The sequence below is a fragment of the Mucilaginibacter lappiensis genome (assembly GCF_050433765.1).
Lineage (GTDB): Bacteria > Bacteroidota > Bacteroidia > Sphingobacteriales > Sphingobacteriaceae > Mucilaginibacter > Mucilaginibacter lappiensis_A.
Window position 1 is genome coordinate 500,830 of record NZ_JBNPWP010000004.1, and the last position, 20,091, is coordinate 520,920.

Below are 20,091 nucleotides of genomic sequence, written 5' to 3' on the forward strand. Positions count from 1 at the left end.
TCAGTGGTATCTAAATTTAATAAGTTGGTTTAAGCCCTTTACTTTTCCAATAAGCGGCTATAGGTTTATATGGGCCATACTTATGTTGTGATTCAGAAAAGGTATCATTAAAAGGGCCTTTATCATAATCAATAGCCTTTTCTTCGTAGTGCGGGTATTGGATCTCTTTTACTTTTTCGGCCGGGCGCGGATGTTTTTTGTCATCATTTATAAAAGCTGCCAGGTCAAGCGCTTCGGCATCAGTAAGGTATGGTTTACCGTGCGTAACTTTATCATAAGGCATATTGGCCACCAGCCATTGCGCCAGTTTAACCACCCGGTGCATACTTGACCCTTGCCGGTACGCTTTTGCACCCCATAGCGGCGGGTATGTATATGTTACATTATCATACCTCATTTGCCCTTCGCCGGTTGTGCCGTGGCAACGTGTACAATTTACAGCATAAAGCCGTTCGCCATTATCAGATGATGCCGCGATATCAGGAAAAGCGATCTCCATATTTTTTAAGCCCTTGGTACGGCTATCCACATGCGATGAATCACTGAGCCATTTTAAGTATGACATGATGGAGATCATCTCCTTACCATCAAGCGGCAGCGGTTTACCCAGGTTTGGGCGCATTACGCAATTGTTTATCCTTTCGGCCAATGACAGTATCCTGCCTTCCCTTGCACGGTATTGCGGATAATTGCGAAAAACTGTTACGAGGTTAAAGGCATAAGGATGTGTGCCTGCATCGCGGTGGCAATGGGTGCAATTCATTTTATTGCCGGTGTAATGCCCGTTAATACCCTCCGGACCAATATAATAAGCGGTATTCAACATCAGTTGGCGGCCATACCTAACGGCCTGGCCAAATTTATCGTGAGGTATTTTTAGTGTATCAATAGTAACCAAACTATCAGCACCAATCAATGCGGTATTTGAATTACTTAAAGTCGCTGCACGATCTTCATTACAGGAGGTAAACAGCTGCGCTACATCCGCAAGTACCACCAGCATTAAAAGCCAGATCATATATTGATGCCTTTTTTTCATCAGGGTTTTAAATAAGGGCTAAGCTGAGCGTTTTTTATAAAGTTGGCCCGGTAAGTAGGTACCGATGTTTCCATTGTCCATAATAAAATGCCCTTGCGATCGGTTAAAACAATGATATGCCTTTTGGAACAGCACACCAGCACGCTGGTATCATTGATCATATAAGCGCTGCCCATACGGCCATTAAATACTTCTTTAGGAAGCTGAATATGCAGATCGATCTTTGAAGTTTGCTGCTGCTCATCCAATTTCATAGCAAACACTCCCGACTGGTGTTTTTCGACCCCGTTATCAAAGAACATTAAATCGCCATCGGCATTAATATGCGCGGCATGGGCCTGGGTAAAATTACATTCGGCGGGCATGGTCATTGTTCCGCCTTTGCCAAACTTCCAGATCACTTTGCCAGTATGGGAATCTATCTTCCAGATCTGGCCATTGTTATAGAAGGACATCAGATAATTGCCATCCTTGTCATAATTCAGGCTGTTGGCGTGCATCCAGTCTTTTTTGGTTTTAAGCAGTTTAGGGTCCTTAAATGGGTCCATCACATCAAACACACTCCATTTCCATAACTGCTTACCCGTTTTATCCATTATCATAATGCCATCGCCATTCACGGTGTCTTTTTTGCTGCCGCCGATAGAACTCAGATCCATAATCTTTTGGTCAACAAACAAGGTTACTATCTGATCTTTATTGTTCTTTAATATTTCGTGGTGTATGGTTTGTTTAAAATCACCCTGCCCTTTTTTCAGATGCAAAAGGGTATCGCCTAACAAGTTAATTTCCAGGATCTCGCTGCCGTAACTGGTGGGTTCATCATTGCGGCCCAAAATGGAAAGCAGGGTATTGTCTTTTGTAAAATGGATCACCTTAAAGCCCAGGCCATCAATCATATGGTACCACCTGATCTGTCCTTTATAATCAACCAGGTAAGCAACGCCGGGGGCATACCGTTTATTGATAAGCATCAAACCATCCTTAAACTCAGCCGGGATGTGGCCCTCCGAAGCACTTTTTGCTTTAAACTGATCCTGCAAAAATAAAGGCAGGTCATTTGAACTGAAGGTATAAGTTTTACTAATGTTTTTAACCCCATTGACCACCGTAATAATATGGTAAGCATAATTTGTTTTGGGGATGATATTACATAAGATAAACCTATGTGATTCCGTATTTTTTGATACCGGCGAAACTTGTTTCGTGGTATCCGCCCCCTTATCCACCCAATATTCAGCGTGGGCGTCCACGGGTGAGCCGGTAAGCACATCGATCTGAATTTTTAATTCATTATCATTATGCAGGCCTACTTTTATCTCTTTGATCACGTTGCTATTGGAGCAGCCCGCTAATATTGCTGATGCAAGTACTACTGCAATACATCTCAAAAAATATTTCATCATACTATTTACAATGCTATATTGGTTTTGTACCATTTGTGTTAAATATAAAAGAATATACAACCCTTTGCAGGGCTGTATATTCTTTTTTTGAAGTTAAAACACAGGTATTATTGCCTTCCAGAATTACTTAAATTAGGGTTAATAGTAACCTGATTTAAAGGGTATGGGAAATATTGGTCACGTGGCATAACTACTGTTGGTGTTTGCCCTGTTCTTTTCAAATAGGCATTTACAATAACATCATATTTACCCATTCTTATTAAATCAGCTCTTCTTTTTCCTTCATAATACAATTCCCATCCGCGTTCCTGCAATAAGGCATCCCTCAATGTGGCCTGGGAATAATCACTCAACACAAGCTGTTTGGCGTGCGACCGACCTTTAACCTGGTTTATTAAGTTTATACTTTCGGCATTTGGCCCATTCAATTCGTTCAATGCCTCGGCCCTGCTTAATAATACATCGGCATAACGCAAAATATCAACACTATGACCATCATAATAGGTATTTGCGCCAAGCGGGTCAGCATATTTCATAGTAGCAACATCGGGCATATAAAAAGCTCCTGGAGGCGGGGTAGCGCCTATTGTTGGCGCCTGCTGATGCACCAGGTTATCAACACCGGTATATGAAGTGAAGAACATCTTTTTACGGTCATCCGCATTATCATAACTGTTATAAAAATCCCAGGTTACTGCATAGTACTGCCACCTGTCGGTTAAAACCGGGTGCTGTAACGGACCAAAGTGGTTCAATAACTCCGTACCGTTTACGTTGGCATCGCTCAATACCGAAAAGATATTTTCAGAACACCATTTATTGGCTTCGGCAAATAAACCGGCATAAGAAGGATAAAGCTGGTAAACATTCAGATCCATTACCTGCTTGGTTAAATCAGCAGCTTTTTGCCATTGTTTTTCGCGCAGATAAAGCTTGGCAAGCAAGGTAAGCGCTGCACCTTTGGTTGCACGGCCTACATCATTGGTTGAATAGATGGAATTACTTTTATAATCAACCGGGAGCGTACTTGCAGCAGCGGTAAGATCGGTTATTAAAAGCGCATCGATCTGGGCAACCGGGGTAACCGGTGGCTGAGCTGTATAATTAGGGTTGGTAAGATCTTTTTCGGTAAGGAGTACTACAGGGCCCCAGGCATCGGTAAGATCCATATAGGCCACAGCGCGCAAAAATTTAATTTCGGCGAGAAACTGATTTTTATGATCGGCAGAAACCGAAGTCATTGGTGTAATATTATAGATAGCGTTGTTTGCATTGGCTATCAGCTTGTATATTTGCCTCCAATCCTCGGCCAGCAAGCCATTGGCTGAGTTCCATTGCACTAATGAAAGCTGACCAGGGTCGCCACCATAGCTGCAATGCCCAACATCGGTTGTAAGATCGGTAAGGGCAAAGTGCCTTACGGTCCAATAATCAAAGTTATCGCCAACAGCCGGTCCTTTTAAGCGGGCATAAACCGCATTTACCGCGGCAATAGCATCAGATTCGGTTTTAAAAGCGTTGGCACTCGTTAAACTGCTGTACACCTTAGGGTCGAGGTTCTTATTACAGGAGAACTGAATAAAAACCGCTATGGTGATCAAAAGAATACTATATTTTTTCATTTCTTTTAAATTTTATGTTGATCCTTAAAAAAGGATAATTGTTGTTTTGTTAATGGATAGAAGCTTTTATACCAAAGGTGATAGTCCTGAACGCCGGGAATCCACCAAAATCTAAACCGCCAGCCAGGTTATTAATTGAACCCACATTTTGGGTACTTGCTGAAACAGCAGCGGCATGAACGTTAACCTCCGGATCTGTACCTTTATAGCTGGTAACCGTAAATAAATTCTGGGCCTCGGCATAGATCCTTATTCCCTGAAGAATTTTCATATTCTGGAATAATGACGATGGGAAGCTATAACCCAATGAAACCGATTTTAAGCGTGCAAAAGAAGCGTTCTCTACAAATCTTGAGTTAACATAGCCACCGTAGGTAGTTAAAAAATAACCTTCCCGGGGTACATCAGTATTTTCATTTTTGCCGGCAACAAATCTGTTCAACGCATCGGCACCGGTTGTCGACTCCAGTACGAGCCTATTCATGTTAAATAAGGAATAACCAAACGCGCCCTGGATAAAAATGTTCAGGTCGAAACCTTTGTAATGGAAATCATTACCAAAGCCGGCTGTATAATGTGGGTTTGAGTTACCCAAATAGGTTTGATCACCGTCAGGTGTAATTTTACCATCGCCGTTCACATCCTTATACTTAGGATCGCCGGGTTTTGAATTTGGCTGTGGAGCGTAGGTTTCTCCTGTTTTTAATACGCCTTCGTAAACATAACCGTAAAGCTCTCCCAGCTCAACCCCAGGCACCACTTTGGTAAATGGCTGTCCCGAAACCACGCCGCTTGGGTTAGCCGTATTGGTAACTATCTCTTTAACATTGTTTGATAGTTTCAAGGTTTTTTGCTTGTTATATGAAATATTGAAACTGGTGTTCCATGAAAAATCCTTTGATCTGATATTGCTTGTATTGATAGAAAGCTCAATACCCTGATTTTGGATAGAACCGGCATTTATTAACTGGGTACTAAAGCCCCAATACTGTCCAATAGGAATATTGATCAGCAGGTCGCTGGTTTTTTTACGGTAAATATCAATAGTGGCATTAATTCTGTCGTTAGCAAAACCCATATCTAAACCTAAGTCAAACTGCGCTGTGCTTTCCCATTTCAGGTTAGGATTTGGTAATATTGATGGTTCAATACCCACTTGCAACGGACCGCCGTCGCTAAGCACGGTGCTATAGTTGGTAAATGTAGTGATGTAACGGTTGTTAGGGATGCGGTCGTTACCGGTAATACCGTAGCTTACCCTAAGCTTTAAACTGGAGAAGGTATTTAAATTTTTAATAAACTCATCTTCAGTAAATTTATAAGCTACAGCGCCTGATGGAAAAAGACCATGGCTAAAGTTGGAGCCAAACTTTGACGAAGCATCATCCCTTAAGGTAAAAGTTGCTAAAAGTTTGTCTTTATATGAATAATTTAACCTTCCATAATAGTCGGTAAGTTTAGATTGATCCTTATTACTGCCGTAACCATTTGTAAGTGAACCGGCGCTTAAGTTATAAAATAAAAATGCGTCGGTAGGAAAGCCTTTAGCTCCCGCGTTTAGTGATTCTGTTACGTCTTTTTGGTTGGAATTACCTACCAATAAAGTAAACGCGTGATCCTTTAATTCATATTTATAGGTAAAGTAGTTTTCAACCAGCCATCTGAATGAAGTATACATCTGCTCTGCGGCTATACCATTATTTGCTTTACCGGCAGTTAATGTTCTTGGGGTGTACTGGCCAGCGGTGGTTTGGTTGTATTCGCTACCGGCACCCAGGTGATAGGAAAGTCCTTTAATGATCTGATAATCTAAAGCGATGTTTCCGTTTACCAGTTTGTTACCGCTTGTATTGGTTGGCTCCAAAAGGTTGGCCAGTGCGTTATTTTTTCCCTGATAAACATAGTAAGTACCATCAGGATTATAAACCGGGATATTAGGCTGTGCTGTTAAAATACTGAACAAAGGCGCTGTAATATCACCAGAATAGGATTGCTGGTTTTGATTGGTGCTTGCCCCGTAAAAGTTAGCACTTAGTTTAATATTCTCATTAAGCGTTTTTTCGGCACCTATCCTTGCACTGTATCTCTCCATACTGGTGTTTTTTAATACACCAACCTGCTTTATATAATTACCTGAAACATAAATTTTTGAATTTTTATCGCCACTGCTGATACTCAGGTTGCGGTTTTGAACGGTTGCATTTTGTGTAGCCGCTTTTAACCAATTGGTATTGGTAACCGGAAAACTTGGTGGAAAAATTGGTGGGTTGCCATCTTCAATCGCGGTAGCGTTTTGAATGGCGGTGTATTGGGCGCCGGTAAGTAAATCAGGTTTATAGGTTAAATACTGGGTACCGTTTGATACATCGGCATCAATAGATACCTTACCTGTTTTACCTTTTTTGGTAGTGATCAAGATTACACCATTACCACCACGGGAACCATATATGGCAGTTGCCGATGCATCTTTTAAGATTTGAATATCGTCAATATCATTAGGGTTGATCAGGTTTCCGTTATCGGTAATAAAACCATCAACAACATACAACGGCGAGTTACTTGTATTAATAGAGTTACCCCCCCTCACCGTTATAGAAATGGCCCCGCCTGGTGCAAAGCTTGATTGTTGTACCTGCACACCCGCAGCCTTACCCTGTATGGCCTGGCCAAGGCTTGATGTAGTACCACCCAGGATCAGGTCATCACTTTTTACCGAACTTACAGAACCGGTAAGGTCGCTCTTTTTCTGGGTACCGTAACCTACTACTACAACTTCGTTAAGCTTATTCAGGTCTTCCTCTAAAACAATAGATAGTTCGCTGGATGTTCCGATGGTTACGTCCTGTGTTTTGTATCCTACATAGGTTACCGTTAAAACTCCCGATTTACCTTTAAGTGTTAATTTAAACTTACCGTTTATATCAGTTACGGCATTGTTTTTAACCCCTTTTTCGGTTACAGTGGCGCCAATTACCGGAACGCCTTTATTATCCTTTACTGTACCATTTATTGCGGTTTGGGCACTTGCCCATACCGGTAACAGTACAAGCAGGTAACAGCAGATCATTTTAGAAAAGAGCTTGCATAACCTACGCCCTTTTAAAAATGTACTTTCACTGAAACCTGAGCCAAATTGTGTGTAAACTTTAATCATACATTGTTGGTGTTAGTATTAATTAATCAATTAGTTTTAGTTCGTTTTATTTATTGTTTTGGATATTGGAAATTAGAGATAAGGCCTAAACAAAGCAAAGTTGAAGGCCCGCAAACACCACGCAAACGTTTGTTTTACAAAAACTTAAATGACGCAAACGTTTGATAAATGGGAAAACACACCGGATATTTTAGGAGAAGAGGCTGTAAACAACCTGCTTTACAGATTTTTAACCCGGCGGTTTTTAAACTTTTGTTAAAAAGCTGCTTGTTTTACCTGGGTTGATGATATTTTTTGATTTGGGGTTGATTTTTAACCTGTTAAGCCTTGATTTGATTTGCCCGACCGTCACTTCGCCTTCGGCAGGGAGAGGGAGTTGCAAGGCTTTTTATTTAACTGTCATCCTGAGTTATCAAAACCAGCGGTATCTAAAGGTAAAATGACGTAGGAAGCGAAAGGCTGTGTGTGCGATTCCCCTCTCGAGAGAGGTGGAGGGGTGTGTCCTTTTCATCGCGCGCATAAACACACCCCTGCTACCCTCGATTCCTACGCGCCCCCTCTCAAGAGGCCAATCATAGAATAGATGCTTCACTATGTTCAGCATGACAAACTTATTTTTCACCCCTCTTTCCGCCGCAGGCGAAGAGAGGGGTGAAAAACGCAGCGATGTCGGGGTGAGTCTTCGCAAAATGTGCTAATCAGGCTTAAGCCTGTACAAAAGGAATAATATACTTGTAAACCTTCTCCATGCTTTCCATAGGCGATTCAAGCGCTGTATAAATGATGAGATTGGATTTGGAAGGTGCCTCAAACCCCGAACTGATACCCGTAAAATTGACAATTTCACTGGACTGAGCCTTTTTATACAGGCCTTTAATGTCCCTTGCCTGGCAAACACTCATGGGGCAGTCCACAAAAACTTCCAGATAATGCCCGCCTATGATTTGCGCTGCAAGGGCCCTGTGTTTTTCAAGGGGAGTTATAAAAGAACAGATGGTGATAATATCGTTTTGCAGCATGATCCTGGCTATTTCTGCCGCACGCCTGATATTTTCTGATCTGTCGTCCTCCGTGAACGACAGATCATTATTAATACCAGCCCTTAACACATCCCCATCTAAAGAAACTGTAAAAAAACCATCGTTTTCCAGTTTTTCTTTTAACAAGGAGGCTATGGTTGTTTTACCCGCCCCCGATAATCCGAATAGCCAAACAACAATCCCTTTTTGATTAAGCAAAGCTTTTCCCTTCTATTTAATTTAAAACTAATACAATGTCTTATTCAGGCATTCTGTAAACATTGTTGCTGCGGTCAATATCTGGCAGCTGCCTGTCAGGGTCTAAAATTACTGAAGTTATTTTTGTAGTTGAGTTACATTTAAATACCCATTTTGCACCACGCTGCCAAACCTCAACAGGGAGTTTTATTTGTTGTACAGCTCCGTTTTGTTCGGTTACTTTTATGGCTACAGGCAGGGCCATGCCGCCTAAATTTTCAAGAGTTATCAACGCCCCGGCTACAGGATCGTTTTTTACATACTTTACATCAGTAACAGCCTGATCAAGGTTCCAGGCGGTAAAGAACCACTCTTTCCAAAACCAGTTAAGATCTTCGCCCGCTGCATCATTCATCGTACGAAAAAAATCATCAGGCTGCGGATGTTTATAAGCCCAGCGTTTGATATACATATTAAACGCATAATCAAACCTATCGGCGCCTAAAACTACATTCCGCAAAACGTTTAAAGCCAGTGCGGTTTTGTAATAATACAGACCACCATCTGAAAAGGCCATCACTTCGGGCGCGGTCATCAGGGGATCTTTCTCTTTCAATAAACTACGTGTCATGCTTACTGCCATGCTGCTGGTATCCTTATATTCGCCGTGGTTAAACCAATTAGAGGCATAGCCATTTATAAAAGTGTTTAAACCTTCGTCCATCCACATAAAACGTCTTTCGTTACTGCCTACTATCATCGGGAACCAGTTATGGCCCATTTCATGCGTAATATCATGCCACAGGTCGTCCTTTTTAATCTTATAGCTGCAAAATACAATACCCGGATATTCCATTCCAAGCGCTACCCCAGCCACCACAAATGCCGAATGCCAAGGGTATTCGAAATAATTTTTGGAGTAAAACTCTATACTATGTTTTAAATATTGGGCAGCACGGCCATAGCGCTCATATCCTCGGCTCTCTACCGGGTAAACTGCATTAGCCATTCCCTTTTTTCCTGATGGCAGATTAACTCGGGCGGCATCCCAAATAAATGCCCTCGACGCCGACCAGGAAACATCACGTGTGTTGTGCATTTTATAGTGCCAGGTTAACGTACCAGCCTGTTTAGGCCTTGAACCAGTAGTGCCAACCTCGGTCTCGGTTATAATGTTCACACTGCTATCGCTTTTAGCCGCCGCGGCTAAGCGTTTATTTTGCGCTGCGGTTAAAACCTGCTCCGGGTTTTGCAGATCGCCGGATGCTGCAACTATCATATCGGCCGGTACGGTGATAAAATAATCGTAATTGCCATACTCGCAGTAAAATTCACCGGTACCAATGTAAGGCAAAGTATCCCAGCCATTTACATTATCATAAACACACATGCGCGGGTACCATTGGGCCAGTTGGTAGATCACGCCATCTTTTACAGGTAATTTCCCCATGCGGTCGGCACCGTAATTGGGAACATTAAAATCGTAATTGATCTTTATAACGATTTGATCACCATGCGGTTTTACCGCGAAGGGCAAACGTATCTGCATGCGGGTATCGTTAATAAGAGGTTTAACCGGGTAGCTTTTACCCATATAGGTAACCAAAACAATTTCAATATGGTAGCCTCCCTTGTTGTAACCCTTAACATCAAAGCGGTCGCCACCTACAGGCGTTGTGGCAGCGCCCCTGGAATCGGATCTGAATAAATTCTGATCAAGCTGAAGCCATAAATAGTTGAGCGTATCGGGGCTATTATTGGTATAGTTGATGTTCACATTGCCCTTGATCAGGGTATCCTTTTCAACCAGGTTGGCATTAATAACATAATCTGCTTTGTTTTGCCAGTATTTTGGACCAGGAGCGCCATTGGCACTCCGTAACTCATTACCATTATGGGTAAAAAACGAATGATCGAAAACCTGGAGTTGGTCATACGTTGATTTTGTTTGTGCAACGGCAAAAAATGGCATCATTGCCATACAAAAAAGCCACAAATTGATCTGTTTATACTTTATCATTATCTCTTGAATAGTTTAAATATGAGCACCTTAGCGACAATGAAAGATAGATACTAATACAGCCTTAAAGCCAGATACCTTAACGCAAACGTTTGATAACAGGCCAAAAAATGACGTTTAAAGAACCCGGTTTTATAAAACTTTACTTTTTATATCGCGCAGGATCTGTAATTGCAGTTCCCTACGATCAAGATCAGATTGACGGGCGTTGGTCAGGATCTGTTTTTTAAGCATGTTGTTATCGGCAGTGTATTCCTCAACAGCATCTGGCGATGTTAACCGGGTATTGGTTAAGGAAGTAAATATGGGGTAATTAAGTTTTTTCAATACATCATGGCTAACCAGTTCAAATATTTCAATTTCGTCTGATCTAAGTTCTTTATGAAACTTGCCTGTATTGTTATTCATGATGGGCTTTTCCAGGTTCTGCCACATTTCGCCGGCAGCTGCGGTCGCTTTTGATTCGTTTGAGTTATAAAAACTCAGCATGTTATCCGCGTAATCAATTTCCAGGAACTTACATAGTTTCCTGATCAGCATTTCAGGCTGTGTAATCAATGTTTCATAATTAAGGGCGAAGAAACGGTCCTCCTCTATGCGTTCGGCCAGTTTTATGCAGGCTTGCTGGTCATGTGTCCATTGCTGGGCCAGGTGGTAAATATGTTTTTCGCCAACAATAGCTTTTTTAAAGGATACCGCCACATCACGGCCATCGCGGTACAGGTAAATGTATTTTAAATTGGCGTTGTGTTGCTCCAGTTCATCGGCATAATGAACGTTGGCCATGCTTTTGCAGCACCAGTACGTTGCCTTTTTAGTTATGGCTGCCTGTTCATAAATAAGCCTGTTTATCTCAAAAATGCTATATACTGTAGAATTTTCGAAGGTCCAATCCCTGTTGATCTTTATGCCTTCCCAGGGCACAGGATTGGCCTCAACATAGTCAACCACATCGTTGATCAGTATTTTATACGCACTTTCATTTAAAGGCCCGTAAAACTTTAATAAGGGCACAAAAGTAACCAGTATATGCGGCGGATGAGGTGACGCTATGGCTTCCGACTGATCCAGTATCACTCTCAATAAATTTGATCCCGACCTTTGTGTGCCAATTATCTGGATGCCTAATGGTTTATACAGATTATTCATATTAAATATACTTTGTTAATACCCCAAGTGATATGGAGGCGATGATCAGATAAACAGGGTTTATTTTATACTTATAGCTCAGGATCAAAGCAATTATCGGGATGATCACGATGACTGGCGTTAAATGCAATTGAAACACAATCCTTAAAGCCGATGAAATGATAAGGCCGATGATCACTACCTTAATTCCGCCAACTACATTTTTAACCAGCGCATGGTCTTTGTTTTTCTTGAACAGTTTAGCAACCATGATCATTAAAATGGCCGATGGCGCAAACATAGCCACGGTAGCCAGGATAGCCCCTGCAATTCCGGCTAATTTATAGCCAATAAAGGTGGAGCTTACCAGGATAGGCCCCGGTGTGGCCTGACTAAACGCTATGGCATCAATAAATTCCTGTACGGTAAGCCAGTGCAGGTCTTTTACAAATAATGATTGCATGATAGGGATCATGACGTAACCGCCCCCAAATAAAGAAAGACTTATCCCCGAAAAAACCATTCCTATTTTTAGCAGTATGTTGTTCAGGTTTTTGTAAACGTTGGTTAAAAATAAAGCTTCGTTAACCACCAGTATCCCCATCAGTATGGATGCCGTGTTTATTTTGAACTTATACCCGGTTTTAAAAATATCTCCTATCGATATGCCCGCATGTTTATGACCGCCCATAAAAAAACCTGCTATTGCCCCTATGAAAATAAGTGCAATGGTGACCATGTAGCTGTTTATTACAGAAATAACCACAACGGTGAAAACACACAACGCTATTTTTTTATGATCTTTCGAAATTTCCTTTTTGAATAACTGCAAACCTGCCGATAATATGATCGCGCTTACCGTACCAGCTACATACTGCATGATGAGGGCCCATTCCACTTTATAGGAGTAGGTAAAATAAACCCATGATAATAAAAGCATGAGGGTACATGCAGGTAGCAAAACACCCAGCATACTAACCAATGCGCCCGTTTTGCCTTTAAGGCGGTAACCAATGTAGGCTACTACATTTACAGCCAATGGCCCCGGCAGCAGGCTTGCTACGGTAATACCCTCCAATATAATTTCATTGTCAACAACTTCGTCCTTATCAACCATGAGCTTTTGCATGAGGGCAACAAGGGCCATATAGCCACCAAAGCTCACACACCCAATTTTAAGGAATGTGTAAAACAGGTAGCTAAGGCTTACCCGGGTCTTTTGAGCTTGAGTTATATTAATTTGTACAGCCTCCATTAATTTCCTGATTGTTATGATCTTATAAAGATTTTCAGAAAATTACAAATTAAGCGGCCTGCGTTAATAATTAATTTAACGCAAACGTTTGTTAAGGCTTAAAATCTTAATGGTGAATTAATGTTTACCTGTTCGGCAGCGCCACGATGGCTGATTATTTCACCTTACATAAAAAGCCCGAATTGAGTAACGAGACCTTGTTGTATAAAAAGGGATCACCATTAGGGGCGGTCATTGTAGCGCCGCTAAAAGTCGCGATAGCTTGGCCGGCCGCGGTGTCCCATTCCATGGTAGGGCCGTGGCGGTAATAAATATGGGCCTTACCTTCGACTATTAAACAAAATTTGAGCGAACTCCCTGCCGAAATAGTTTCGGTTACCGGGTATTGGCTTAGCACGGCTGTTTCTTCTGGCGATGCATGTGAACGACTGCCTACAGCTGTCCAATTGGTACTGCTTGTATCAACATGCAATTGGGTTTTAATTCCGTTTTTTGTTTCTTTCCAGCTTCCAATATTTGCTCCGCCGTAGTACAATTCACCGGCAACAGGTACGTAGATGACCCCTAAAACGGGCGTATCTTTATATATGAGGGCTATGTTTACCGTAAACTCGCCATTATGCTTGATGAACTCTTTGGTTCCATCCAATGGGTCGACACACCAAAAAAACTCCCAGTTTTTCCGGGTACCATAAGGGATATTTTTTCCCTCTTCAGAAATGATGGGGATGTGCGGGGTTAACGAGGTTAGTCCTTTAACTATAATATCATTCGACAGGCTATCGGCAATGGTAAGGGGCGACTGGTCATCCTTCAATGTCAGTTCCATCTTTTCGGGAGGTAAATTATAAATAGTAAGTATTTCTGCTCCGGCTTCTTTGGCCATATCGTTTAATTTCTCTAAATCAATTGCCGGTAAATCTTTAAAAACAAAAATCATTTATGCTTGCCTAAAATTCAATAATACTACCTTTTAGTAAAGATAGTAATTCCGATAAATATCCTGAGAATACTCCTTTCATATCGGTTATACCATCACGCCCTTTTGCATACCATACTTTTACGGTATATGCCTTAAAAAGTATTAAATACGTAGTACTACCTCAACGGAAAAATAGAAAAGAGATAGTCGGATGTTATTTGTTTGAGCTAAATTTATACCGCAGAAAACGGATATATGGAATATATAACCTTACAAAAACATCAGGATATTTGGACACATAAATTTGCTGCAGAGCAAGGCCTACTTTCGGGGGTATTGGGAAAATTTGTAAAAATATATCATGTTGGCAGCACTGCCATTCCCGATCTGTTGGCTAAACCCATAATTGACATTGCTCTTGAATCAAAGGAATTTCCACCGGGCCGGGATATTATTGAACAGCTATCAGCTATAGGCTATACCTATAAAGGTGAGGCTGGCGTTAAAGGGCGAATCTGGTTTACTAAGGGACAGCCGCGGGAAATTAACCTTCATTATTGTGCAACAGGCTCTGAAATTGTAAAGCGACAACTCAGATTTCGCGACAGCTTAATGCAGGATGAATGCTTAAGACGCGAGTACGAACTTATAAAGTTAAATAATTGTAAGGGTAAGGATATAGATGATGCCGGATATGCAGATGCAAAATCTGACCTGATCGAAAAAGTGATCGGTCAATAAAACTTCTCCAAGAATCACCATACTAAGTCACAATTTTGTTAATATGCTTATAGGGCGAAACCTATTGAAATAACATTTGTAAATTCGATAAAACACTACTATGGATTATGTAAGATTTGGGCAAACCGGTATGATGGTTTCAAAATTATGTTTAGGTACCATGACCTATGGAAGGCCAACCGAAAGGTGGCCCTGGGCCTTAAATGAAGAGCAAAGCCGGCCTTTTATTCAAAAAGCGCTGGAGCTGGGTATTAATTTTTTTGATACGGCCGATGTTTATACCGCAGGCGCCAGTGAAGAAGTTGTAGGAAAAGCGTTACGTGATTTTGCCAAACGGGATGATGTGGTAATTGCCACCAAGGTTTTTAATGCTATGGGCTCCGGCCCCAATGACAAGGGACTTTCCCGTAAACATATCATGAGCGCCATTGATGCCAGTCTGAAACGGCTGGGGACAGATTATGTGGATCTTTACCAAACCCACCGCTGGGATTATAACACACCGATTGAGGAAACCATGGAGGCCCTGCATGATGTTGTTAAGGCAGGTAAGGCACGCTACATTGGCGCATCATCAATGTATAGCTGGCAATTTGCTCAGGCATTATATACGGCAGATCTGCACGGATGGACAAGATTTGTTTCCATGCAACCCCATTATAATTTGATATACCGCGAGGAAGAAAGGGAGATGATCCCGCTTTGCCAGGATCAGAAGATCGCCGTTATACCCTGGTCGCCATTGGCACGCGGGCTTTTAACCGGAAAGCGGACAAAAGAACGAAATGAAACAGAGCGCTCTAAAACAGATGCTTTTGGAAAAACGCTGTACAATGAAAGCTCAGATTTTGATATCGTAAACCGCCTTACTGAAATAGCTTCAGTAAAAGGATTACCTAACGCGCAGGTGGCTTTGGCCTGGATGCTGAGCAAATCCGCTGTTACCGCTCCTATTATTGGTGCAAGCAAACCCGGCCATTTAGAAGATGCCGTAGCTGCATTAACTGTAAAACTTTCTGACGAAGAAATAAAAAGTTTGGAAGAGCTATACCAGCCTCATCCGGTACTTGGTTTTGCGTAAGCACCATCATATAACAGCTTGATCCCTTCAACCTATGGTTTGGTTAAATACAAAACATAGGTTGATTTCTTTAATGCCAACCGGCATTTTAGATCCGAAAACCCTTACACTTCGGATAACGAAAAAACTATGAATTACATTTGTAATCTTAAAGTTCCTGCTGTACAAGAGTGCCTAAAGCTTTAAAAGCATCCTCGTTCCTTTTATAATACGTCCACTGGCCTTTACGGGTTGAAGTAACCAGCCCTGCCCGTTGCATAACCGATAGGTTTTCTGAAATGGTAGATTGTGTCATACCACTCTTTTTTTGAATTTGTCCAACACATACCCCAAGGGTAAATGGCTCCTGCTGATCTGGGAAATACTTTTCGGGTGTTTTAAGCCAGGCCAGTATCTGCAACCGGGTAGGATTTGAAAGTGCCTTAAAAATTTCCAGGTGATTCATAACACAAATATATATCTGATTTTCCCGATATGCCAATTAATATCTCTTAATTACAATGTATTGACTTATGATAGTCTTTCCCTTTTAACCAATAACAACCAGGCATTCGTTTTTCTAAAATGAAAAAACAAGAGTTTAGTTAGTCGCTTTCCGCTGCTTAAGCTATCTTATTGATCTTTTTCACATATAACTCATCAACCAGGATCATAACAATAGCCAGTAACGGAACAGCCAATATGATACCCAAAACACCCGATAAAGTAGCCATCAAAACTTGCGCAAGTATAGTAAGGGCAGGCGGCAGATCCATCATCCTTTTCTGAATAAGCGGGTTTACAACATTGCTCACAATGGTTTGGGTTATAATATACATCAGCGCTACAATTATTGCCGTATTGGTACTGATAGTGAGCGCAAGCAATACCCCCGGTATCATAGCTGCCAGCGATCCGAAGTTGGGAATAAGCTTAAGCAAACCTGTAAGCAGTGCCAGCACAAGGGCTACGGGTATGCTCATGATGCTTAAACCAACAGTAAGTAAAATAAACACCAAAACCATGGATAGCATCATGCCTTTAAGCCAGCTCTTGAGTGCCACGCTGATGCGGTCAATAACCTCTTTGGCAAGATCTTTCCGGTCTTCAGGTATCAGCTTGATGATACCGTTTTTATATAAATCGGGATTGGTGGTAAAAAAAATAGCCAGGAAAAAAATAATGTACAGATTGCCCAAAACACCAAAGCTGGTACTAAAAAACTGCCTTGCAGTGGCAAATAACTTGTCAGAGTTATCATCTGATAAATAGGATAGCACTTTATTCCCTAAGGGTGTCTCGGCCATCTTTAATTTAGCTGTACGGACTGTATTAGGTAACGAATCGCTTAATATGGCTATTTGGTTGGAGATCTTGCTACCCATAAACCAAAATAAAACAGCAAGTATGATAAATGAACCAGCAACAGAAATGATCATGCAGGGTCGCCTGCTCCATTTGGTGTTCCGTTGAATCATATCTCCCAATCCATGAAAATAAACCGATACAAGGACACCTGCCAATACCATCAGCAGTACATTAAAGGCCACACGTGCTATCAGAATAACAACTACCAATAAGGCAACTATGGCAACCGTATGCCATACTTTTTCAATATAAGTTAGCTCCTTTTGTTTTTCGTTTTCGGTAGGGTGTTTATTGTTTGGGGTCATAGGCTCTGTATGCGGTTAAAGCGTACAGATAAGTACAATAATTAAGCATAAAAGTTTTAATCATCAGCCCGGGTCTATCCGATAGTACAAAGTAAAACGGGAACAGGGCGCTAAGCCCTGTTCCCGTTTTACTTTGTAATTTGTCCTACTTATACAACTCCACCCATAACCGGGTCAGTAAAGCTGGCTGCGCCGGTCTCTACCCTACCTGCGTACCGCTGCTCAAAATGATCAGCCCCATCTACCTGAACGCTAAAATCATACCAGCCGAAGCTTGATTTCAAATCAAGCACTATGTTTTGTGTACTGCCGGTGGCTATTTGTTTTTTAGTATCATTTTTATGGTAGCCCTGATCCTTAATGGTAACAGCATGAGTTTTTGACGGATCGGAATTGGTAATTTTCACGATCACATTACCCGTTAATTTTCCGTTTTCTGCAGTATGTTCATACTCTGCGGTGATATTTAACAGCGGGTTATTACCGGTTCCAATAAATTCCCTGTAAAATCCATTCGGGCCATTCACCCTCAAATGATATTTATCTCCTTCAAAAGCATTAACCGGCCAGTTATAAGCTACAGTATCGCCTACGGCAGTCGCGAACGACCAGTTACGGCATACTTGCGTAGCTGGCTCCGTTAACGCATCATGAAATTTACCGGGTGCATAAACAGTAAAAGGTGAACCTGCAGATTGCTCTCCAAAAACTTTATTCCCTGCTTCCAATTTTAGCTCAAAGTTCTTTTTATCAGCACTCAATTTACCATGTGCATAAAGCTCATAGGGCAAAGCACATGACGCACGTACCCCTTTTTCCTGCAGCGGTACAACATCCCCGGCAAGCGGTTTATCTATATACCTTGCTACATCCTCGTCCGACAATTTTTTGTAGCCCGATGGATCTTCTTTAAACTTGGCGTTATATATTTCCTCTACAAAATTATTGCGGTTTAAAAAGTCAATCTTATCCGGTTTATCACCATCGTACGGACTAAACACCGAAGTCAGGTCGCCGCATATGGCACGGCGCCATTTACTAATATTATCTATCCTAATATTTTTCTTGTACTTTTTATTAAAAAAGGCTTCCAGGAATTGTAAGGTTGAGGTATGGTCAAATACTTCTGAACAAACCTTACCTCCCCTGCTCCACGGCGAGGCAATAATGGTAGGTACCCTAAATCCGAGCCCGATAGGTGCTTCGCGTGCTTCTTTTTCGGGGATTCCTTGCTTAAGCTCATTGGCCAGCCTAACGTGTTCTACTTCGGTATCTATCCCTTTTGATACTTTCCCGGTGCCGGGTATTTTTTCATCAGGTATTGAAAATGGCTTAACATGATCAAAATAGCCATCGTTTTCATCGTATGTGCTGATAAAGATGGTTTTTTTCCATACCTCAGGGTTTTTGGTCAATATATCTAGTATTTCAGAAACATACCATGCACCATACCACGGGGCGCTGGGATGGTCTGAAAAGTTTTGAGGCCCGGCCAGCCATGAAACAGCAGGGAGTTTACCAGTGTTCACATCCTGCCTAAACTGGTGCAATACATCACCTTTAGGCACGGTTACCTCGCGCTGCGTATTACCATCATTATAGCTAAGTGTAGTAACATCGCGATAATCAGGATCACCGGAATTTACAACAAAAGCTCTTTGATACAAGCTCTTCTCTCTTGCCGATAATTTATTAAACTGTTCCTGGTTATACTTTTTCAGTTCGGCTTTGGCATTATCCAATACTGCCTGTTTGGTTTGTATACTGGCCTGTACTTTTGCATCTGCAGATGGGTTTTTCTCCTGCAGCTTTCTGATCTCGGCAGGGAGCGTATCCACCTGCCGCTGTAAATTTTGCACATATCGCGGCGTAAATTTAACGTTATACGCGGCGTAGAACTCTAAATTATTACAGCCGAAATTGGAAAGCCAGGATCTTTCTTCACCTTTAAAGCCGCCGCCGCAATTCAACTCATTCTGGTAAAACTTCCATGAAATATCGTTGTCTTCCAGCAGTTCGGGGAATGTTTGCCATGGCATTTTTCCATGATCAAAATCATCATTCCTGATATTTACTTTAGTAAGGCCATTTTCTTCGTAACTGGTTTTACCCGTCCAGAAAAAAGCCCTGTTGGGCGTAGTGCTTGTCATAGCCGAACAAAAACTTTGATCACAAACGGTAAACGCGTCGGCCATGGCATAATGAAACGGCAGATCTTCGCGGGTAAAATGGCCCAGGGTTAAAGGCATACCCGCATACTTTTTATTTCCTGATTTTTTGGAGAGCAGCCACTGATCATATTTACCATTATTATAAGCATCAACCTGGCTTGCCCTTGAATGCGGCAATGATCCTATCCAGGTAACTTTTGAATTTTTAATATTTAAACGGAATGGGGCATAGGTTTCGCCCACCGCGTTAGTTTGCATCCATACCGGTTTTTTATCGGGCAGGTTTATAGCTCTTGGATCGTTAAATCCCCTTACTCCCTGCAGGGTTCCAAAACAATGATCAAATGACCTGTTCTCCTGCATCAGGATCACGATGTGCTCGGCATCTAAAAAGGTACTACCTGCCTTTGGATCAATGGCAAAAGCGCGTTGTATTGATGCCGGGAACATGGCGGTAAGGCCAGCTGCGCCCGATAATAACAATGATTTTTTAATAAAGTTCCGTCTGGATTCCATAATTGTAGTCTGTATTTTTCTTAAAAAACTTCGCCGCAATTTCTCTCTTTTTAAATATAGATAAGATCATCGGCTGTAAAATTTATGTTATCATAATACCTAAACAATATTAACAGTGAGTTGCAACATTTTGCTTTTTATCCTTACAACCTCACCTGGTAATATAT

The 20,091-nt window shown here is 41.7% G+C and carries 14 protein-coding genes; 2 read left to right on the forward strand and 12 right to left on the reverse strand.

Annotation, left to right across the window (positions count from 1 at the left end; translation table 11 throughout):
• Positions 1-16 precede the first annotated feature (16 nt).
• The 9 genes from M2273_RS15260 to cysQ all read right to left on the reverse strand — a co-directional run bounded on the left by M2273_RS15260 (position 17) and on the right by cysQ (position 13,781).
• Positions 17-1,039 carry a c-type cytochrome gene (locus tag M2273_RS15260; protein WP_429398276.1) on the reverse strand — a complete coding sequence of 341 codons (1,023 nt, stop codon included), beginning with the start codon at positions 1,037-1,039 and terminating at the stop codon, positions 17-19.
• The gene (locus M2273_RS15265) at positions 1,039-2,478 is read right to left on the reverse strand and encodes an aryl-sulfate sulfotransferase (protein ID WP_429398278.1); all 1,440 of its coding nucleotides are present in this window, start codon (positions 2,476-2,478) and stop codon (positions 1,039-1,041) included. Before M2273_RS15265 ends, M2273_RS15260 begins: the two co-directional genes overlap by 1 nt.
• 74 nt (positions 2,479-2,552) lie before the next feature.
• A complete protein-coding gene (locus M2273_RS15270) occupies positions 2,553-4,067 on the reverse strand; it encodes a RagB/SusD family nutrient uptake outer membrane protein (protein WP_429398280.1) in 1,515 nt (504 codons plus the stop codon).
• Positions 4,068-4,116: 49 nt separating this feature from the next.
• The gene (locus M2273_RS15275) at positions 4,117-7,221 is read right to left on the reverse strand and encodes a SusC/RagA family TonB-linked outer membrane protein (RefSeq protein WP_429398282.1); all 3,105 of its coding nucleotides are present in this window, start codon (positions 7,219-7,221) and stop codon (positions 4,117-4,119) included.
• Positions 7,222-7,925: 704 nt separating this feature from the next.
• Positions 7,926-8,459 (reverse strand): adenylyl-sulfate kinase, encoded by a 534-nt coding sequence (gene cysC / locus M2273_RS15280; protein WP_429398284.1) that lies wholly within the window; start codon positions 8,457-8,459, stop codon positions 7,926-7,928.
• 40 nt (positions 8,460-8,499) lie between these two features.
• Complete coding sequence (locus M2273_RS15285; protein ID WP_429398286.1) at positions 8,500-10,458, reverse strand: M1 family metallopeptidase; 1,959 nt, start codon at positions 10,456-10,458, stop codon at positions 8,500-8,502.
• 132 nt (positions 10,459-10,590) lie between these two features.
• Complete coding sequence (locus M2273_RS15290) at positions 10,591-11,607, reverse strand: sulfotransferase family protein (RefSeq protein ID WP_429398288.1); 1,017 nt, start codon at positions 11,605-11,607, stop codon at positions 10,591-10,593.
• A 1-nt stretch (position 11,608) separates the two neighbouring features.
• Positions 11,609-12,841: a chromate efflux transporter gene (chrA, locus tag M2273_RS15295; RefSeq protein WP_429398290.1), complete on the reverse strand. Its 1,233-nt coding sequence runs from the start codon at positions 12,839-12,841 to the stop codon at positions 11,609-11,611.
• 154 nt (positions 12,842-12,995) lie between these two features.
• Complete coding sequence (gene cysQ / locus M2273_RS15300; RefSeq protein ID WP_429398292.1) at positions 12,996-13,781, reverse strand: 3'(2'),5'-bisphosphate nucleotidase CysQ; 786 nt, start codon at positions 13,779-13,781, stop codon at positions 12,996-12,998.
• Between the two features lie 237 nt (positions 13,782-14,018).
• Between cysQ and M2273_RS15305 the strand changes: the two genes are divergently transcribed.
• Both M2273_RS15305 and M2273_RS15310 read left to right on the forward strand, forming a co-directional pair.
• Positions 14,019-14,504 (forward strand): GrpB family protein, encoded by a 486-nt coding sequence (locus M2273_RS15305; protein ID WP_429398294.1) that lies wholly within the window; start codon positions 14,019-14,021, stop codon positions 14,502-14,504.
• A 100-nt stretch (positions 14,505-14,604) separates the two neighbouring features.
• The gene (locus M2273_RS15310) at positions 14,605-15,585 is read left to right on the forward strand and encodes an aldo/keto reductase (RefSeq protein WP_429398296.1); all 981 of its coding nucleotides are present in this window, start codon (positions 14,605-14,607) and stop codon (positions 15,583-15,585) included.
• Positions 15,586-15,733: 148 nt separating this feature from the next.
• Here the strand turns inward: M2273_RS15310 and M2273_RS15315 are convergent, their stop codons facing one another.
• From M2273_RS15315 to M2273_RS15325, 3 genes are all read right to left on the reverse strand, one after another.
• A complete protein-coding gene (locus tag M2273_RS15315) occupies positions 15,734-16,030 on the reverse strand; it encodes an ArsR/SmtB family transcription factor (protein WP_429398298.1) in 297 nt (98 codons plus the stop codon).
• Positions 16,031-16,187: 157 nt separating this feature from the next.
• Positions 16,188-17,237, reverse strand: coding sequence for an AI-2E family transporter (locus M2273_RS15320; protein ID WP_429398300.1), 1,050 nt, complete (start codon positions 17,235-17,237; stop codon positions 16,188-16,190).
• Between the two features lie 149 nt (positions 17,238-17,386).
• Positions 17,387-19,924: a phosphocholine-specific phospholipase C gene (locus M2273_RS15325; RefSeq protein ID WP_429398302.1), complete on the reverse strand. Its 2,538-nt coding sequence runs from the start codon at positions 19,922-19,924 to the stop codon at positions 17,387-17,389.
• Positions 19,925-20,091: the final 167 nt, after the last annotated feature.